Source organism: Peribacillus sp. NPDC006672 (assembly GCF_050274955.1).
GTDB lineage: Bacteria > Bacillota > Bacilli > Bacillales > DSM-1321 > Peribacillus.
This window is the reverse complement of record NZ_JBNNOR010000006.1, coordinates 160,787-177,330: the sequence shown is the minus strand read 5'-3', so window position 1 is coordinate 177,330 and position 16,544 is coordinate 160,787. Positions and strand designations below refer to the sequence as shown.

At 38.2% G+C, this 16,544-nt stretch carries 17 protein-coding genes, 2 pseudogenes and 1 other annotated feature; of the genes and pseudogenes, 12 read left to right on the top strand and 7 right to left on the bottom strand.

Annotated elements, in window-relative coordinates:
* Positions 1-50: 50 nt before the first annotated feature.
* A pseudogene (locus ACQKKK_RS11970) lies at positions 51-739 on the bottom strand (transposase); the annotation flags it as partial.
* Between the two features lie 71 nt (positions 740-810).
* Between ACQKKK_RS11970 and ACQKKK_RS11965 the strand changes: the two are divergent.
* The gene (locus ACQKKK_RS11965; protein ID WP_427616380.1) at positions 811-1,104 is read left to right on the top strand and encodes a DUF6123 family protein; all 294 of its coding nucleotides are present in this window, start codon (positions 811-813) and stop codon (positions 1,102-1,104) included.
* A 44-nt stretch (positions 1,105-1,148) separates the two neighbouring features.
* On the opposite strand, the gene ACQKKK_RS11960 is transcribed toward ACQKKK_RS11965, so the two are convergent.
* On the bottom strand, positions 1,149-2,057 hold the full coding sequence (locus ACQKKK_RS11960) for a DMT family transporter (protein WP_427616379.1): 909 nt from the start codon (positions 2,055-2,057) through the stop codon (positions 1,149-1,151).
* On the bottom strand, positions 2,041-2,454 hold the full coding sequence (locus ACQKKK_RS11955; protein WP_427616378.1) for a reverse transcriptase-like protein: 414 nt from the start codon (positions 2,452-2,454) through the stop codon (positions 2,041-2,043). The genes ACQKKK_RS11960 and ACQKKK_RS11955 overlap by 17 nt, the downstream gene beginning before the upstream one ends.
* Before the next feature lie 219 nt (positions 2,455-2,673).
* Between ACQKKK_RS11955 and ACQKKK_RS11950 the strand changes: the two genes are divergently transcribed.
* The 3 genes from ACQKKK_RS11950 (at position 2,674) to ACQKKK_RS11940 (ending at position 4,605) form a co-directional block, all read left to right on the top strand.
* Positions 2,674-3,345 (top strand): reverse transcriptase-like protein, encoded by a 672-nt coding sequence (locus tag ACQKKK_RS11950; RefSeq protein WP_427616377.1) that lies wholly within the window; start codon positions 2,674-2,676, stop codon positions 3,343-3,345.
* A gap of 5 nt (positions 3,346-3,350) precedes the next feature.
* Positions 3,351-3,536: a zinc-finger domain-containing protein gene (locus tag ACQKKK_RS11945; protein WP_427616376.1), complete on the top strand. Its 186-nt coding sequence runs from the start codon at positions 3,351-3,353 to the stop codon at positions 3,534-3,536.
* A gap of 82 nt (positions 3,537-3,618) precedes the next feature.
* Positions 3,619-4,605: an HD-GYP domain-containing protein gene (locus ACQKKK_RS11940; RefSeq protein WP_427616375.1), complete on the top strand. Its 987-nt coding sequence runs from the start codon at positions 3,619-3,621 to the stop codon at positions 4,603-4,605.
* A gap of 16 nt (positions 4,606-4,621) precedes the next feature.
* Here the strand turns inward: ACQKKK_RS11940 and ACQKKK_RS11935 are convergent, their stop codons facing one another.
* Positions 4,622-5,086, bottom strand: coding sequence for an RrF2 family transcriptional regulator (locus ACQKKK_RS11935; protein ID WP_061463806.1), 465 nt, complete (start codon positions 5,084-5,086; stop codon positions 4,622-4,624).
* A gap of 170 nt (positions 5,087-5,256) precedes the next feature.
* On the opposite strand from ACQKKK_RS11935, the gene hmpA reads away from it, so the two are divergent.
* The 4 genes from hmpA to ACQKKK_RS11915 all read left to right on the top strand — a co-directional run bounded on the left by hmpA (position 5,257) and on the right by ACQKKK_RS11915 (position 9,695).
* Positions 5,257-6,465, top strand: a complete 1,209-nt coding sequence (gene hmpA / locus ACQKKK_RS11930; RefSeq protein ID WP_427616374.1) for an NO-inducible flavohemoprotein — start codon at positions 5,257-5,259, stop codon at positions 6,463-6,465.
* Between the two features lie 62 nt (positions 6,466-6,527).
* Positions 6,528-6,742 (top strand) — a binding site (T-box leader).
* Between the two features lie 56 nt (positions 6,743-6,798).
* Entirely contained in the window at positions 6,799-7,887 is a 1,089-nt protein-coding gene (gene proB / locus ACQKKK_RS11925; RefSeq protein ID WP_427616373.1) for a glutamate 5-kinase, read from the top strand.
* A 38-nt stretch (positions 7,888-7,925) separates the two neighbouring features.
* Entirely contained in the window at positions 7,926-9,173 is a 1,248-nt protein-coding gene (locus ACQKKK_RS11920; protein WP_427616372.1) for a glutamate-5-semialdehyde dehydrogenase, read from the top strand.
* 78 nt (positions 9,174-9,251) lie between these two features.
* Positions 9,252-9,695: a general stress protein gene (locus ACQKKK_RS11915; RefSeq protein ID WP_427616371.1), complete on the top strand. Its 444-nt coding sequence runs from the start codon at positions 9,252-9,254 to the stop codon at positions 9,693-9,695.
* Between the two features lie 57 nt (positions 9,696-9,752).
* Here ACQKKK_RS11915 and ACQKKK_RS11910 read toward each other — a convergent pair whose 3' ends face one another.
* Positions 9,753-10,199 carry a DUF5392 family protein gene (locus ACQKKK_RS11910; protein ID WP_427616370.1) on the bottom strand — a complete coding sequence of 149 codons (447 nt, stop codon included), beginning with the start codon at positions 10,197-10,199 and terminating at the stop codon, positions 9,753-9,755.
* A 330-nt stretch (positions 10,200-10,529) separates the two neighbouring features.
* Between ACQKKK_RS11910 and ACQKKK_RS11905 the strand changes: the two are divergent.
* From ACQKKK_RS11905 to ACQKKK_RS11890, 4 genes and pseudogenes are all read left to right on the top strand, one after another.
* Positions 10,530-11,096 (top strand): annotated as a pseudogene (locus tag ACQKKK_RS11905) (TetR/AcrR family transcriptional regulator); the annotation flags it as partial.
* 81 nt (positions 11,097-11,177) lie between these two features.
* On the top strand, positions 11,178-13,385 hold the full coding sequence (locus ACQKKK_RS11900) for a YhgE/Pip family protein (RefSeq protein WP_427616369.1): 2,208 nt from the start codon (positions 11,178-11,180) through the stop codon (positions 13,383-13,385).
* Between the two features lie 572 nt (positions 13,386-13,957).
* On the top strand, positions 13,958-14,338 hold the full coding sequence (locus ACQKKK_RS11895; RefSeq protein ID WP_427616368.1) for a hypothetical protein: 381 nt from the start codon (positions 13,958-13,960) through the stop codon (positions 14,336-14,338).
* Entirely contained in the window at positions 14,328-14,798 is a 471-nt protein-coding gene (locus ACQKKK_RS11890) for a hypothetical protein (RefSeq protein WP_427616367.1), read from the top strand. Before ACQKKK_RS11895 ends, ACQKKK_RS11890 begins: the two co-directional genes overlap by 11 nt.
* A 241-nt stretch (positions 14,799-15,039) precedes the next feature.
* On the opposite strand, the gene ACQKKK_RS11885 is transcribed toward ACQKKK_RS11890, so the two are convergent.
* Together ACQKKK_RS11885 and ACQKKK_RS11880 are read right to left on the bottom strand one after the other, a co-directional pair.
* Positions 15,040-15,615, bottom strand: a complete 576-nt coding sequence (locus ACQKKK_RS11885) for a hypothetical protein (protein ID WP_427616366.1) — start codon at positions 15,613-15,615, stop codon at positions 15,040-15,042.
* A 4-nt stretch (positions 15,616-15,619) separates the two neighbouring features.
* The gene (locus ACQKKK_RS11880) at positions 15,620-16,201 is read right to left on the bottom strand and encodes a membrane-spanning protein (RefSeq protein WP_427616365.1); all 582 of its coding nucleotides are present in this window, start codon (positions 16,199-16,201) and stop codon (positions 15,620-15,622) included.
* Between the last annotated feature and the right edge of the window lie 343 nt (positions 16,202-16,544).

Here is a 16,544-nt window from a genome sequence, read left to right as displayed (position 1 = left end):
CCTTTTTCATTTTTTATTGGTTTTGAAGCCGTTATAGAGAATAGTTGATCTCTCCAAGTCCAGTTTGCCATCTTCTTTACATTCATGGAAGCGAAAGTAAGCATCGACTGTATCGACAAATATTTAAGTCCCCTTAACGTTGTCCAACACATGCCATGCTTTTCTTTGCATCTGCGAATACTCGTTCAATTGTTTCTTTGCGTTTCGCATAAATTGGCTTTATATCTTCGTGATGGCGATGATCTGCTACTTCCACGTATTCTTGCCAAATATGACGCGTCACTACCTTTTGATGGTCTTTACTGTCCGTACAATGTGCTAAAAAAGGGCCACGTTGGGCAAATTTATTTTGGTGATTTGTACTCACGATTCCACCTGTCGGGCGAAGATAACAGTCACAGAATGCATCGTAAAACTATTCATGTATACGGTAGAATCCTTCTTTTTACGTGGTCGTGTATATGGTAAAGCCGGTGTAATCTCCGGTTCAAATAAGTATCTCGTAATCCCAGGTGTTTTATATGCGGCATCTGTGGCAACAAATTCGGGTTTTCCAACTTTTAAATAATCACGTTTAGAGGCTCTAAGATATTGCTATCATGTGTGTTACCTGGTGTAACAATAGTGCCCACTACAAAACCGTATCGATCTAAGGTAGCATGGAATGAATAGGCAAACTGTTTTGTTCGTTCGTCTTTGACGAGTATCCACTCTCTGGATTAATTGTACTTTCTTTCATTTATACGGTGAATTTTTTGTCGAAAAATGGATAGTCAAAATCTTTGATATACGGTAAGATGAAAATAAGGCATGAAGTATGGAGTGGATGCAGAAGTGGCGAGATCAACTGAAGAGTATGTTAGTTTTTTAGAGGGTAAGGGATTCACTTTTGGTAATGGCGATATTGGTTTTATTTATTTTGGTAAGCGCTACACGGACGCAAGTGATATTTTAGTCAATGCAGCAATAGAATTGACTTTGAAGGCTCAAAAGAATTTTGATGGCAGCTTTTATATCTCTTTTTTGGAAAACTTAAAACAAAATGGTATTGAAACCCGCGGTGAAGCAGTATCGTTTGCCAAAGAACAGGGGCTGCTTAAATAAATCGGACTTCGTAACTTTGAAGTCCGATTTATTTTTATGGCTTTTCAAGAAAACTCCTTTGCTATCGGTTTCTTTTTCTTAGCAGGCAGCTCAGCAAGTATCATCCCCAAGAAAATGAATGCGCAGCCAATGATGGAAGCCGAAGTCAATTTTTCCCCAATCAATATGTATGAGGATAAAGCAGCAAAAACCGGTTCCATTGAAAAAATCAATGCGACCCTCGTAGGTGTCGTATAGGCTTGGAAGAATGTTTGTGCGAAAAAGGCGAACGCAGTGGCAAGGGCTGCCGTAACCAATAAAGCAGTCCAAACGTCTTTCTGTAACATGACCTCTGAGCTGAAGATGACGGAATGATTCTCTTTGAAAATGAAGGCTGAAACATAGGATAATAGAAATACGGTGGAAATCTGAATCAGCGTCAACGGTAATGCGGGAAGGGTCTTGGCATATCTAGCGGTCGTAATGATCTGCATGGCAAAACTTATTGCGCATAAAAATACCAATAAATCACCGATATTCAAATTGGACCGGTCAGCGAGAGTCATTAAATAAAGCCCAGCGGTTGCGGCTGTGACACCTATAATTGTATTACGGGAAAGTCTATGTTTTAAAAGAAGCAGAGAAAAAACGGGTACCATGATGACACTTAATCCTGTTATGAAGCCTGTCTTCGCAGGAGTTGTATAATTCAATCCAATCGTTTGAAGCCCATAGCCCAGAAAAAGCCAAACCCCGATATGAAACCCAGCTTTAAAAAGGCCCTTGTTCCAAGTTTTCCCCTTTTTGCTTAAAGTCGATAAATAAGGGATAAGCAAGAAAACGAAGGCCATGAAGAAACGGACGGCATTAAACGTGAATGGTTCAAGAAAAGATAGGGCATTTTGAACCATTACAAAAGTGACGCCCCAGATGAATACAACGAATAATAATGAAAAATCAGCTGTCTTGTTCATGAATTTCCTCAGCTTTATTCAATCGAATGGCCCGTCTCGCCAACTCATCCGCGGACTTGTTTTCGAGATTTGGAATCCATTTCATGAAAAATAACTCAAGCTCGTCGGAAAGCTTTAGCGCCCTTTCCAGCAGTATGGCATACTTCTTTTTTGCAAATCTTTTTTCAATGGCCTGGTTGATGGCTTGGGAGTCAGTCCGAAAAGAAACGATTTGATACTTATTGACTACACAAATTTCCAATGCTTTGATTAAAGCATGGTACTCCGCTTCATGGTTTTCCATATTTCCAAGCGGAATGGAATGCCGCTCGACCACACCGTTATTATTTATGAAAACACCTGCGCCGCTCGGCCCTGGATTGCCCGCACTGGCACCATCAATATACACTTCGATCAAGATGTGCTCCTCCTCGAGTTTAACAGTCAATATGCTATGGTAAAAAACATTTCCTATAAAATTAAGATTGAAACATGAGAATTTCAGGCTGATATGGGAACTATAATTAAATAGTGATTCAAATGCTTACAATATATTATAAAGGGTATGCCGAAAAAAAGGTATGAAAATTGTAAGCTGTTCTGCATGAATAGTGAGTTGATAAGGAGCTGGAAATCTTTGAAGGTAATTATGAAATGGACATATCATGCTTCAAAAAAACCATCTGCCGATTTCGTTTCGGATTGGCTTGATGCCGGAACTGCACTAGTCATAACAGAAGATCTTGAAAAGGCAGGAAGGCTGAAAGAAGTGGAATTCAAGGATGAATTCGACACAACATGGACGAAGAAGGAGCTAAAAAAACTCCTGACTGAAGTTGAGGAGGAGCCGCAGGATGTGACGGTTTTTTTTGATGGCGGTTTTCAAAAAGATGAAAAGGTGGCAGGAATCGGTGTTGCCATTTATTTTCGTCAAGGTAAGAAGTTCTGGAGGTTACGCACCAACGTGAAATTGGAGCAATTCGAGACCAATAATGAAGCAGAATATGCGGCCTTTCATGAAGCGGTCAGGCAGATGGACGAACTTGGAATCCACCATCAAAGCTGTGTATTTAAAGGGGATTCTCTAGTTGTCTTAAATCAACTTTCCGGTGAATGGCCATGTATGGAAGAAAACTTAAATAAATGGTTGGACCGCATTGAAGCGAAGCTGGATGCGTTAAAGATCATTCCGGTCTATAAGCCAATTTCCCGAAAAGAGAACCAGGAAGCCGATCGCCTGGCAACACTTGCTCTACAGGGAAAATCCATTTTCAGCAAAATAGAAATTGCTGGATCAAAGGAGTCATAACAACAATGAACAGGAAAAAAATATATGAAGAAGTGGAAGATGTTCTCGCTTCATTTTGCCAGGATTGTTTTTTACGAAAGCATTTTCGAAAAGAGAAGGGGCGTTCATATGCCCATCAGTTCTGTATTTCAGAATGTACAGTTGGTGAAAAATTAAAACAGCTGGGCAATGAACTTAGTGACCGTTCGTAAGTATCGAAAATTGCTTTCATTAAACACAAAGTCATGGAGGATATGGTATTATAGGTAAAAAATAGAGGGAAGTGTGAGAGTATTGATTAACAGAAAAGGGAAGCTGAACAATAAAGCGACTCCACCTCTTACCATCCCAGAAATTGACTTAATAATGGAAGAATTGAACAAAAGAATAGAAGGTGAATCCGCTTTAACTGAAGATCATGTACAGCCTAAGGTGAAGATTCATGAAAGAATAAACGAAGCCTCTATTCAAATCAAAAACATCTTTCAAGTTATCCGTAATGAAGGAAATATACAGATTGAAACGGTTGAAATGATTAACGCAGAGGTTGCGCCTGTTATTGCAGAAGCTGCAAAGCTTCCTGATATTTATTACCTTTTCGAAAAGATGCAAGCAAAAAATGAGTGCACGTATAGCCATAATATCGGTGTCGGAATCATTGCTACTTATTTGGGGATGAAGCTTGGATTATCGAAAGAAAGCCTTTCCGTTCTTACATTGGCAGCCACTCTGCATGACGTGGGTAAAACAAGGATACCAGAGAGTGTATTAGAAAAACCGGGTAAACTGACAGCGTCAGAATATGAAGAAGTGAAACGCCATACCATTTATGGGTATGAGTTACTTAAAACGATCCCGGGCATTCCACCATCGATTGCATTAACAGCCCTTCAGCACCATGAACGGGAAGATGGGCAAGGCTATCCTCTTGGACTGAAGGGGAATGATATCCATCACCATTCGAAAATCGTGGCAATAGCTGATGTATTCCATGCAATGTCATCAAATCGTGTGTATCATCAGGCCATGCCGTTTTTTAGGGTGATTGAGCAAATGAAAAGTGATATGTTCGGTAAATTCAATCCTGAAATCCTGCTGGAGTTTATAAGCCGATTAATGACCACCTTAGTCGGAAAAGAAGTAATGCTTACTAATGAACGAATCGGGACGATCATTATGATCAATCCGTACGATCCCCTTAAAGTTTTAATGAAAACCAGTGAAGGGATCATTGATTTGCGGGTGGAAAAGGAATGGCGGATTGAACGGATCATCGGTTAATGAAAAAAGAGCCCGATTATAAAAAATCGGGCTCTTCGTCATTCTGCTTTACCGAATCGAAATAGGCTTTGAGCATCACTTTATTTTCACTGAAGTCTGCAATCGTATATTGATCAAGGACCTGTAGAAAAGCATCCAAGGCATTATTAAGGACAAATTTCAATGAACAAACGGGAGAAATCACACAGTTATCGTGATCTTTAAAACATTCCACTAGATAAAAGTCCTCTTCGGTTTTCCGCACCAGTTCCCCTACATTTATGTCAGCAGGTGATTTTGCAAGCCGGAAACCGCCATTTCTTCCGCGTATCGTCTCAATATAGCCTAGTTTACCTAGATTATGAACAATCTTCATCAAATGATTTTTAGATAGTTGATAAACTTCAGAAATCTCTTTTATATTTGATAATTTGCTTTGGTCGTGGGAAGCCAGGTAAATCAACACTCTAAGTGAGTAATCGGAATAACTCGTCAACCTCATGTTTATCGCCTCACATTCTATCCCCATTTGACTATATCATAAATGTGAACATTTTATAAACATGAAAACTTAATTTTTGAAAAGATGTATTAAAAATATTGCTTTTAATTCAATTAAGTTCTAATATAAACATGTATTAAAAATACTTGTTTAAGAAGAGGGGTTTATCTATGCTATCCCAGAAAACTATCGATATTATCAAATCAACCGTACCTGTTTTAGAAGTGCATGGTACAACTATAACAACTGTATTCTATAAAAGTCTTTTCGAAGCACATCCTGAATTATTAAATGTCTTTAATCATGCCAATCAAAAAAAGGGGCGCCAGCAAAATGCACTCGCCAACACGGTTTTGGCGGCAGCTAAATATATAGATCAACTTGAAACGATTTTACCGGCAGTGAAGCAAATAGCACAAAAACACAGGAGTCTCGCAGTTAAAGCAGAACATTATCCCATTGTAGGAGAACATCTATTAAATGCAATCAAGGAAGTGTTACAAGATGCGGCGACAGAAGAAATCCTCCAAGCTTGGGGAGAGGCCTATGGAGTCATTGCCGATGTTTTCATTAGCATCGAAAAGGAAATGTACGATCAAGCTTCCAATCAGGACGGAGGATGGTCTGATTTCAAACCATTCATTGTAGTGGAAAAAGTACAAGAAAGCGATGTAATTACTTCCTTTTATTTAAAGCCAGCAAATGGCGATAAGGTTCCAGCATTTCTTCCTGGACAATATATTACCGTTCGTATCGAGATACCGGGTGAACGCTATTTATTCAACCGTCAGTATAGTTTGTCTGATGTTCCTGGAAAAGATTACTTCCGGATTTCCGTTAAAAAAGAAAAGCCGGGAACCTCTCCTGATGGAAGGGTCTCTAACTACTTGCATGAATTCATTCAGATGGGTGACAGTATAGACGTAACGGCACCTGCAGGTGATTTCACCATCGAATTGGAAAAACGAACACCGGCAGTATTCTTGAGCGGAGGCGTTGGCATAACACCTTTCATGAGTATGGTCCATGCGGTAGCTGAGCAAACACCTGAGCGTGATGTCCAATTCATTCATGCTTCCGATAATGGTCATTTACAGCCGTTCAGAGCGGAACTGACAGAACTAACGCACAAGCTTGCTAGCTATCGTTTATCCTTTGTCTTTAAAAATCCGAGTGAGGATGATAAGGACCTGCCGAATTTTGAAAAGGAAGGATATATCGATAAGGAATTATTGAGCAGTTTTGTAAAACCTGAAGCTGATTATTATGTGTGTGGTCCAGTTCCTTTCATGAAAGCCGTTATTACTTACCTGAAAGAGTTGGGGATAGGTCCGGGTAAAATTCACTATGAGTTCTTCGGCCCAGCAATGGCGCTTTAAGGTTCATTCATGTTAGGAAGGTTATTGACATCAAGAAGATTATTTTGCATACTATATTAAAACAATGAACGTTGAGGGAAGATTAGTATGCGAAAATCACTGTGACAGAGAGCGGGGTCAATTGCTGGAAGACCCGTGACAGGAAAGCGCAGAACCTGCTTCTTGAGTCCTATGCAAAACATAGGCGCAAATCCTGGCGTTATCAGGCAAAGTGGAATGCATGAATTTGCATTCAATGAAGGTGGTACCACGGAAAGCAGCCCTTTTCGTCCTTATTTCGAGGATGAAACGGGCTTTTTTTTATGTCTAAGATATTTATTGGGGGAAAAATCGATGGAAAAGAAACGCATCGTTGTAAAGATAGGAAGTAGTTCTTTAACCAACACACAAGGTGAAATCGACCAAACAAAATTTTCCGATCATATCCAGGCAGTGGCAGCCTTAAGGAAGGCGGGACATGAAGTTGTCCTTGTTTCATCAGGTGCTGTAGCGACAGGTTTTCGCAAGCTCGGTTATCCTACGAGACCTGTTACCCTCAAAGGAAAACAAGCTGCTGCAGCTGTAGGGCAAAGCCTATTGATTCAATCATATATGGAACAATTAGGGCACTTTGGAATCGTTCCGGCGCAGATTTTATTAACAAGGAAAGATTTCTCGAAAAAAGAAAGATATAAAAATGCATATGCAACATTGATGGAATTGCTTGAACGCGGCATCCTGCCGATTATTAATGAAAATGATACAGTATCAGTCGAGGAGTTGACTTTCGGTGATAATGATATGCTATCCGCCTTAGTAAGCGGGTTAGTTCACGCCAATAACTTGATTATTTTAACGGACATTAATGGGCTCTATGATTCCAATCCACAGACAAATCCAGGGGCCAAACGATTTGAAAAGCTTTCCGAAGTAACGTCGGATTTATTGCAAATGGCAGAAGGTACGGGATCTAATGTTGGAACCGGGGGGATGAAATCGAAGCTGATTGCAGCCCAAACTGCATTGTCTCTTGGAGTGAAAGTATTCATCGGTTCTGGTGTGGGGAGCGAAAAACTACTAACAATCCTTGAAGGTAATGGTGATGGCACCTATATTGGGAATGATGTCTTGACGACGGTAACGAAAAACAAACAGTGGATATTCCTTCATTCACAAGTATCCGGAAAAATTTTCGTTGATGAAGGTGCCGAAAGGGCTTTAGTTTCAAATGGCAGCAGTCTACTACCAGCTGGAATTTATGAAATTAAAGGAGTATTCAATAAGGGAGATGTCGTCGAGGTCTTCGGTTCAAACGGATTATTAGGGCGGGGTGAGGTCCTTTATTCCGACGAAGAATTAAAACAGGCTATGGGCAAGCGGACAACCGAGCTTTTGATCACTTCCATAGAAGTGATCCATCGCGATAAATGGGTAAGAGCATAGGTAATCAATTTTAGAGAAAGAAAAGGGGGGGCATTAAAATGAGTGAAGTGACTGCGAAAGGAAAGGCAGCCAAAAAAGCCAGTTATCAGCTAATTGGATTGACTACGGAAAAGAAGAATGAGGCACTTGGAAAAATTGCAAAGCAAATTGTTATCGATAAAGATCATTTGATAAAAGAAAACCAAAAGGATTTAGAAGAAGGCAGGAAAAAAGGCTTCAGTGAGTCGATATTAGATCGAATAATGTTAAATGTTAACCGTATTGATGACATGGCAGCTGCAATTACGCTATTAATCGATTTAAAAGATCCAATTGGAGAGAAATTGGAGACTATCGAAAAAGAAAACGGTTTATTAATTAAAAAATTACGTGTCCCAATTGGTGTTATTGGAATGATTTATGAAGCAAGGCCAAATGTGACCATCGATGCAGCTACATTATCCTTGAAAACGGGGAATGCGGTCCTATTAAGAGGTAGCTCTTCAGCCAAATACTCCAATATGGCACTAATCTCTTCCATTCATAAAGCTTTAGAGAATACGGAAATTCCTATAGAAGCTGTTCAGTTAATCGAGGATACGAGTCGGGAATCCGCTAAGGAACTTTTTCACCTTAATGAGTATTTAGATGTTTTGATTCCTCGCGGTGGAAAGAATTTAATTGAAACGGTCATTAAGGAGTCCACTGTTCCCGTCCTTGAAACGGGAGCAGGCAATTGCCATATTTTCATCGATGAGACGGCAGATTTCACCATGGTGGAGAATATTGTCTTAAACGGCAAAACACAGCGTCCTTCCGTATGTAACGCGATTGAAAGCCTGCTTATTCATGATAAATGGTTTGAAGAAAATGGGAAGAGTCTTTTGAAAGTCTTGAACGAAAATGGCATTGAAGTGTACGGTGATGAAGCAGTTTGTAACATTTTTCCTGAAGCAAAACCTGCCACGGAAGAAGATTGGTCAACAGAGTATTTAGCATTGAAAATCAGCGTGAAAACCGTTAGTTGTGTTTCAGATGCTATTGAACATATTAACCGATACGGTTCCAAGCATTCTGAAGCAATCCTAACGAGAGATGAACAAAACGCTTCCATATTTTTGAATAAAGTAGACGCGGCAGCAGTTTATCACAATGCTTCCACACGTTTTACCGACGGCTTCGAATTCGGTTATGGCGCTGAAATCGGCATTTCTACACAAAAGCTTCATGCACGTGGACCAATGGGCTTGCCGGCGTTAACTTCGAGCAAATATTTTATTTATGGCGAGGGACAAATCCGAGAGTAATTCCATTCAATAATAGATGGTTATCAAAACTCACTTAAGGGTATTGAATAGTACATTACTTTTAAAGGAGAAGATACCATGAACAATAGATTTATAGCAATTTATGATAATGAAAATGCAGCAACCTTAGCAGTTGAAAATTTAAAGAAAAAAGGTTTTTCATCCGATCAAATATCTATAGTCGCAAAAAATATTGATAAATTACCAAATGAAGCCGAGGAAGTGAGTCCTGCAAAGACTGATGGATTCGTAGCAGGTGCAGCGGCCGGCGGAGCTGTCGGTTTGACAGGCCTACTTATTGGAATGAGTGCATTGGTAATACCTGGTGTTGGTCCAATATTGGCTGTAGGCCCTATTTTTACCACATTTGGAGGAGCGGCAGCTGGAGCAGCCTCAGGTGCCGGAGGATTGAAAAAGCCATTATTGGATATTGGACTGGAGGAAGCTGAAGTCGACCGATATGTAGAAGATATCAAGTCCGGAAAAATTCTTGTCATTGCAGATCCCGTTTTAAGTAAATGAATATCGTAAGAAAAATCCCCTTATGACCTTTCATAGGGGGATTTATTTTGACCTTCTTTATTCATTATGGAAAGATTCATTCTTCCTTTGTTGTTCTTCCGCAAGAAACTCCAAAAAGACATTCATTGCAGATAGCGGCTGCTCATTTACCTTTTTATAGTAATTACTTTTCCTGGCATCGGTTAAGTAGTTGCTTTCTTTCATTCTCTCCAGCATATACTGTTGGCTCATTTTCGCTATTTCTTTTTGGTTGTGTTTGTTTTCCTTTAAAAGGGCAAATCCTACAGCACCCACTAATGCATATATTGCAAGGGCAATTTTAGAGATTGGGTATGAGTCGTTTTTAAATAAAAGAAAAAATAGATTTATGATAGAAAACCCTATCATTACGGTTGAAAAAAAACTATATTTCATATTTTTCTTCAATAATGGAGACAGTTTTGATTGAAGTTTTTCGATTTCGCTTTGCATGAAACGCGGTATATTATTTATCTTAATATTCATGGTTTCCTCCTTAATATGCATATTTGCATGGGTTAACTTTTGTTTCATTTCATGGTCGGTAAGGTATATTTATACAAACCTATTTAAGGAATCAGGAAAAGGAACCTAATTGTCTCTATCTTATCGCTTAGATACTGATTTGTCATTTATTATACTTTAATATTAAGGAATCAATCTGGGGATAAAGTAAAAAAAGAAGATAGATAAGAAGCCTTGAATATGATTTTCCTAAACTTAAAAAAAGATGCCTTGCTATTATTAAAAAAATTTGTTATTATCATAAAATAACTTATTGACTGTTTTGTTCAACTGGTCAGTTCGAGGTGATATATGTCAATTGACAGGAAAAAGTTAATATTAGAAGCTGCGACAAAGTCTTTTTCACTCTTTGGTTATAAAGCTACAACAATGGAACAAGTAGCTAAAATAGCAAATGTTGGAAAAGGGACCATCTATACCTTTTATGCCAATAAAGAACAATTATTTAAAGAGATTGTGTTAGGAATGATTGAAGAAATGAAAAATGAGGCTGAGCAGTCAATTAAACCAAACTTAACCTTTTATGAAAACCTGCATAGTGCACTATATCGAATCTTAGAATTCAGAAAGGAGCATCAATTATCACTGAAGCTATTTCAGGAAGAAAAAGAAATGGGAACGCCAGCCGTTTTACAAATGTTAAATGAAATGGAAATAGAAATCATTTCCTATATTAAGGAAAAAATTAAATTAGCTATCGAAAAGAAAGATATTTCTCCATGTAATCCTGAAATAACAGCTTTTATCATGTTGAAGATTTATTTAGCTCTTATATTCGATTGGGAAAGAAATCATAAACCACTTGAAAAAGAAGAAATAGCAGAACTATTTCAGTTATATTGGTTTAACGGATTGGCTGTCACTCCTGATAGTCCTTATTATTTGCAAAAAAATGACCAAATGAACAAATTGGTCAATCATACTTAGGGGGAAAATTCTTTGAAATCTAGTTTAATAAAACAGGAGTTACTTGGCCTGTTTAAAAATAAAAAATTGCTTATTCCAATTATCGCAATTCTGTTTATTCCTATCTTGTATAGTGGTATGTTTTTATGGGCTTTTTGGGATCCGTATGATCGCCTAGAAGATTTACCAGTTGCCATTGTAAATAATGACACTGGTGCTAAGTTAGAGGGAAAAGAATTAAAACTCGGTGATGATTTTGTAGAAAACCTGAAGGAAAGTAAGGATTTTAATTTTCAGTTTGTTGATCGTAAAACGGGCTACAAAAACTTAGAGGATCAAAAGTATTACTTACTAGTAGAAGTTCCAGAGAATTTTTCGAAAAACGCGACGACATTAATGGATGATAAGCCGCAAAAGCTCGAATTAAAGTATGTTCCAAATGAAAGCTTTAACTTCTTATCAGCTCAAATAGGAGAAACAGCTGTTCAAAAAATCCAAATGGCTCTAGCAGAAAAAGTAACTGAGACATATGCAGAAACCATGTTTGACATCATAACAGAAATGGGCGAAGGGTTTCAGTCAACGGATGAAGCAGCTGGGGAACTGAAAGATGGAATCCTGGACGTTGATAATGGTGTAAAAACTTTAGAAGAAAAATTAACATCATTAGCTGAGAAACAAGTTGAATTTACAGGTGGTACCAAGAAAGTTCAGGACGGAACCGTTGAGTTACAAAAAGGAGCAAAAACTCTTGTTGATGGTTTAGGCCAGTTATCTAACGCTCAAAATCAATTGATTGACGGAGCGAAAAAGGCAGAAGATGGGTCAGGAAGCCTTAAAGCAGGTATAGAAGAAGCTCATACTGGCATCGGTACAGTTGAAGAGAAGATGAATGAGCTTGTTTCGGGTACTGAAAAAATCCATGATGGAAGTAAGCAGCTTACTGGTTACTTGCAAAAGCTTGAAACAGGTGCAAATAGCGCAGCTAATGGGGCATCAGGATTGAAAGAAGGAGTTTCTACCCTTCAATCGCAATTAGAACCGTATATGGGAGCATTACCTGAAGAACAGCAAGCAGCTTTGAAACAAGCATTTGCACAACTGTCAGAAGGTGCAACACAGCTTGAAGCTGGGAATAAAGAACTTGCTAGCTCTGCAGGTCAAATAGAAGCAGGTTCAGCTAGTCTTTCTGAAAATATTGCTAGCCTGAGTAATGGGCAAAAGGCTCTTCAAACAGGTGTTTCTCAATTAAATGAAGGAGCAGTTCAATTAGCAACAGGGGCAGCTCAATTAAAAGAAGCTCAATCTCAATTAAGAGTAGGACTAGTAACATTCGGTGAGAAATTATCAGAAGCAAAAGCTGGTAGTCAAAACCTCGCTGCAGGTTCAACGACACTTGCAGATGGAGTCAATGAGCTTACAGCAGGATCGGCAGCATTAGCTGATGGATCTAGTCAATTAGCGGATGGTTCTAGTGAAATTGTAAGTGGAACAAGTAAGTTGGCGGAAGGATCGACAGAGTTTAAGGATAAAGTCAATAAAGCGGCCAAAGATTCAGCAGATATTAAAGCTGGTGAAGAAACGTATAACATGGTTGCAGAACCTGTTAAGGTTGAAAAAGAAAGTATGAATAAAGTTCCGAACTACGGAACTGGTTTTGCCCCTTACTTCCTATCATTAGGTTTGTTTGTAGGTGCATTATTGCTCTCAATTGTCTTTCCATTAAGAGAGCCGATTGGAATTCCGAAAAACGGGTTCACTTGGTTCTTAAGTAAATTTGGCATTATTGCTTCTGTAGGTATTATTCAAGCAATTATAGCCTCAGGATTAACATTAGTACTGCTTGATATGGAAGTGAAAAGTGTACCGTTATTCGTAATGTTCTCGATTATAACGAGTTTGGTATTCATTACATTGATTCAGTTGCTTGTAACAACAATGGGAGATCCAGGTCGTTTCATCGCGATTGTTATCTTGATCTTACAATTAACGACAAGTGCTGGAACATTCCCACTTGAATTAATACCAGAACCATTACAAGTATTCAATAACTGGTTACCGATGACTTTCTCAGTTAGAGGTTTTAAAGAAGTTATATCAAGTGGTAACTTTGGTTTAATGTGGCAAAATGTCTATGTTTTACTTGGCTTTACAATTGGCTTTATGATATTGACATTGCTTTACTTTGTCATGAAGCATAAAAAAAGCTATTCAGGAGTAAGCGAAACTGTAGAAAATTAAACACAAACAAAAGAACGATTCCTTTTAAAAGAATCGTTCTTTTTGCATGCAGCAGTAGAAGAATAAAATCTATATTTAGGTCAAATATTTGAGATCGTACACACTTTAATGACGAGAAAATCTGTATTTAGTAAATTTTCATTTGTTAATAAATCTTCGAATCTTTGCTAATGCAAGCAGAGCTAATATATATTGGCCTTTTTGTAAGTGTTTACCCAATAAAAGCTACCTATTTCACTAAACTAAAAAAAGGCGTTTTTTCCTGCTGCCATGATCTACTGTTAGAGTGGGCTAAATACTAACATAATAAAAAACCTTCATCTTATTGACCTAACAGATCATAAATAGCGAGTCCTTTTTTTATGGTAACATTGTCCTCATATGGTATGATAGATATAGAAAAGGAGTCTGTTAGCTATTGATAAACCCGAAAATATGCCGATTATTCCTTTTTTTTCATTAGTTGTGTGACCATTGTCGCATTTAGTACTTTTAAATCGAGTTTTTAAACAAATCAATATATAATTAGAAAGCGAGATAATAGATTCAAATTTATTAAGGAGGGACATAGAATGATGGAATGGGCTCTAATCATTTTGTTTGGTGTGGCAGTTTTACTGTTCATTTTATCGTTTATTAAAAAGGATTCTGTAAAAGTGGACAGTCAATTGGAACAGCTTGCTATCACTTTTGGAGATGAAATGAATGTATTACAGGAAAAAATCAGGAACATCGAGATAGATGCTGAAATTACGGTGCAAGAGGCAGGCATTCTTGCAATGTCTTCTGAAAAGCGGAACTTGTTGCGTGAAGTACTCGACCTACATAAGCGAGGCTATTCATTTGAAAGCATCGCACTGAAAACAAAACAGACGGAAAATGAGATAGAAGGCTTGCTTTCTCCTTACATTAAAACGAAGAGTGAAAGGAGAAATGTGGCCAATGACATCTAAATCAATGCGCAGCTTTGCCGGTGGCCTTATTGTTGCGGCAGGTTTGTGCGGTGCAGTGTATTTCTTTGGTCCAAGTGATGCGACAGGCACATCGGAGAAACTATCAGAAGATGAGATGAAAGAATCTCTGGCTTCTGAAGGATATGTCATACATTCAGAAAAAGAATGGGAAGATCAGATTGCTGAAGCAAAGTCGATTAAAGATAAAGCGGAAGCTGAAAAAGAAAAAGTAAAAGAACCAACAGAGAAAGTCATATACCGTACAGTTCTGAAAGTGTCTAAAGGCTCGACAAGCATCGATGTGGGTAAAACCCTTCAAAAAGCAAAAGTCATTAAGAATGCCAATAAGTTTTCAGACGAGGTTGAAAAGAAAGGCAAGGCCAATGGACTACGACCTGGAACATATGTGGTAGATAGTGAGATGACGACGGATAAGATCATATCTATCATATTTAAATGACCATAAAAACGATCATCAATAAGATGGTCGTTTCTGTTTGTCGACAAAAGGGTGTTAGGAATGGTCTCGTCTCGAACTCTTTTCGTTTTATATGGAATGAAATCTCATTAGATTGAAAAAATTTGCGACACTCCTGCCGAATAACTGTCTAGCCGAGACCCTGGAGACGTTTGCGTCGAGGAGGCTTGGCAGACAGTCGGCGGAAAGGGAGCGGATTTCTGAAATCAACTGGAACGTTTTTTCATGTTTTCCTTACCTTAAGCTTTGTCCGCACCCCGGCCCATATTGCAATAATGAGACCTCCAACAGTATCGGCGATTAAATCTGTCATCGTATCTTTATTTCCCCCACCTTGTAATGTCATTCCGAATAATTGATCAGAACTAAATTCGTAGATTTCCCAAATAACACCACCAAGTGCTGAGAAAGAGAGGGTAAACAAAAAGACAAACCAGGGGGAAATCCCACTACCTGCATTTCTGTATACTAAACGTTCATATAAAGCAATTGCAGTAAAAGCAAGAAGGGATCCACTTAGAAAATGTAAGAATGTGTCCCACCACCCCAGTCCATACCAGCCTAAAATAGATCCTAAATATTGTGAACCGAATAAGAAGATTAAATAGGAAATGATAATGGGCAGATTGAATTGAAGCTTGGTAAACAGGGCCAATAGCAGGGGAATTGCTCCGCAAACCACTCCTCCTATCGAAACAAGGGATTTGAAGGTTTCATCGGTTGTATAGTAAAAGATAGATAAAGCTGCCATGAAAAGTACGTAGACCAAACTAAATAAAATAACTAACTTACGATTCATATGATTACCTCTGCAAATCATCATATTTTTTTTGTACACTAGAATAAATAGAGATAAGAAGACCTCCAGTAAGACCGAAAATCAAATCGTACATAGTATCTTTATTACCGCCCCGCTGCATGGTTTGAGTAAAAGTCAGGTCTCCTGCAAACTCATAGATTTCCCAAAGAACAGAGGCAGTGACTGAAAGTGAGAGAACAAATAGAAAGATGACCCACCTTGAAATATCTTTTCTCGCCCATTGAGGGATGAAAAATTTATAGAGAGCAATTCCAACAAAACCTATAAAAATGCCCTTGTAGAAATGAAGGGTAGAGTCCCACCACTTAAAATCCACATAAAAATTTGCGATTGACCCTAAATATGTCGTACAGAACACAAAAACATAATAACCAATAATGATCGGTATGTTAAAGGGATTATGTTTAACAAATAATAATGAAATGGGCAAGGCGCTTACCAATATTCCCCCAAGAGCTACCATCCATCGAGAAGAATCATCTTTAATGAGGTAAAAGATGAGTAAAACAGTCATAAATACTACAAAAACTAAACTAAGAATAATGATTATTTTATGTTTCAACATACCACCTCATTCATAACATTCATTGGATCATATCCTATTTTATTCAACCCAAATGCAACCGTGAATATGGATTTTATATCGAAGTTCCAGCATATTTTTATGATGATCTTTATATGCCGCCAACTCGCATTATAATCATTTTGGCTACCATAAGTGCTTATGGGCATAATAGTGGCCCAAGAACCAAGATATCCAGAATTAAAATGATTCCTCCGATCAATGTCCGGTATAAAAAGCTTTTTCTCCTTCTATTCTTTTAGGGACCTTTGAAGGGAAAATCATTAAAAATACAACTAATTTGGTTAAAATTATCAATGTAAACTGGGTGTTTTGTATATTGCTT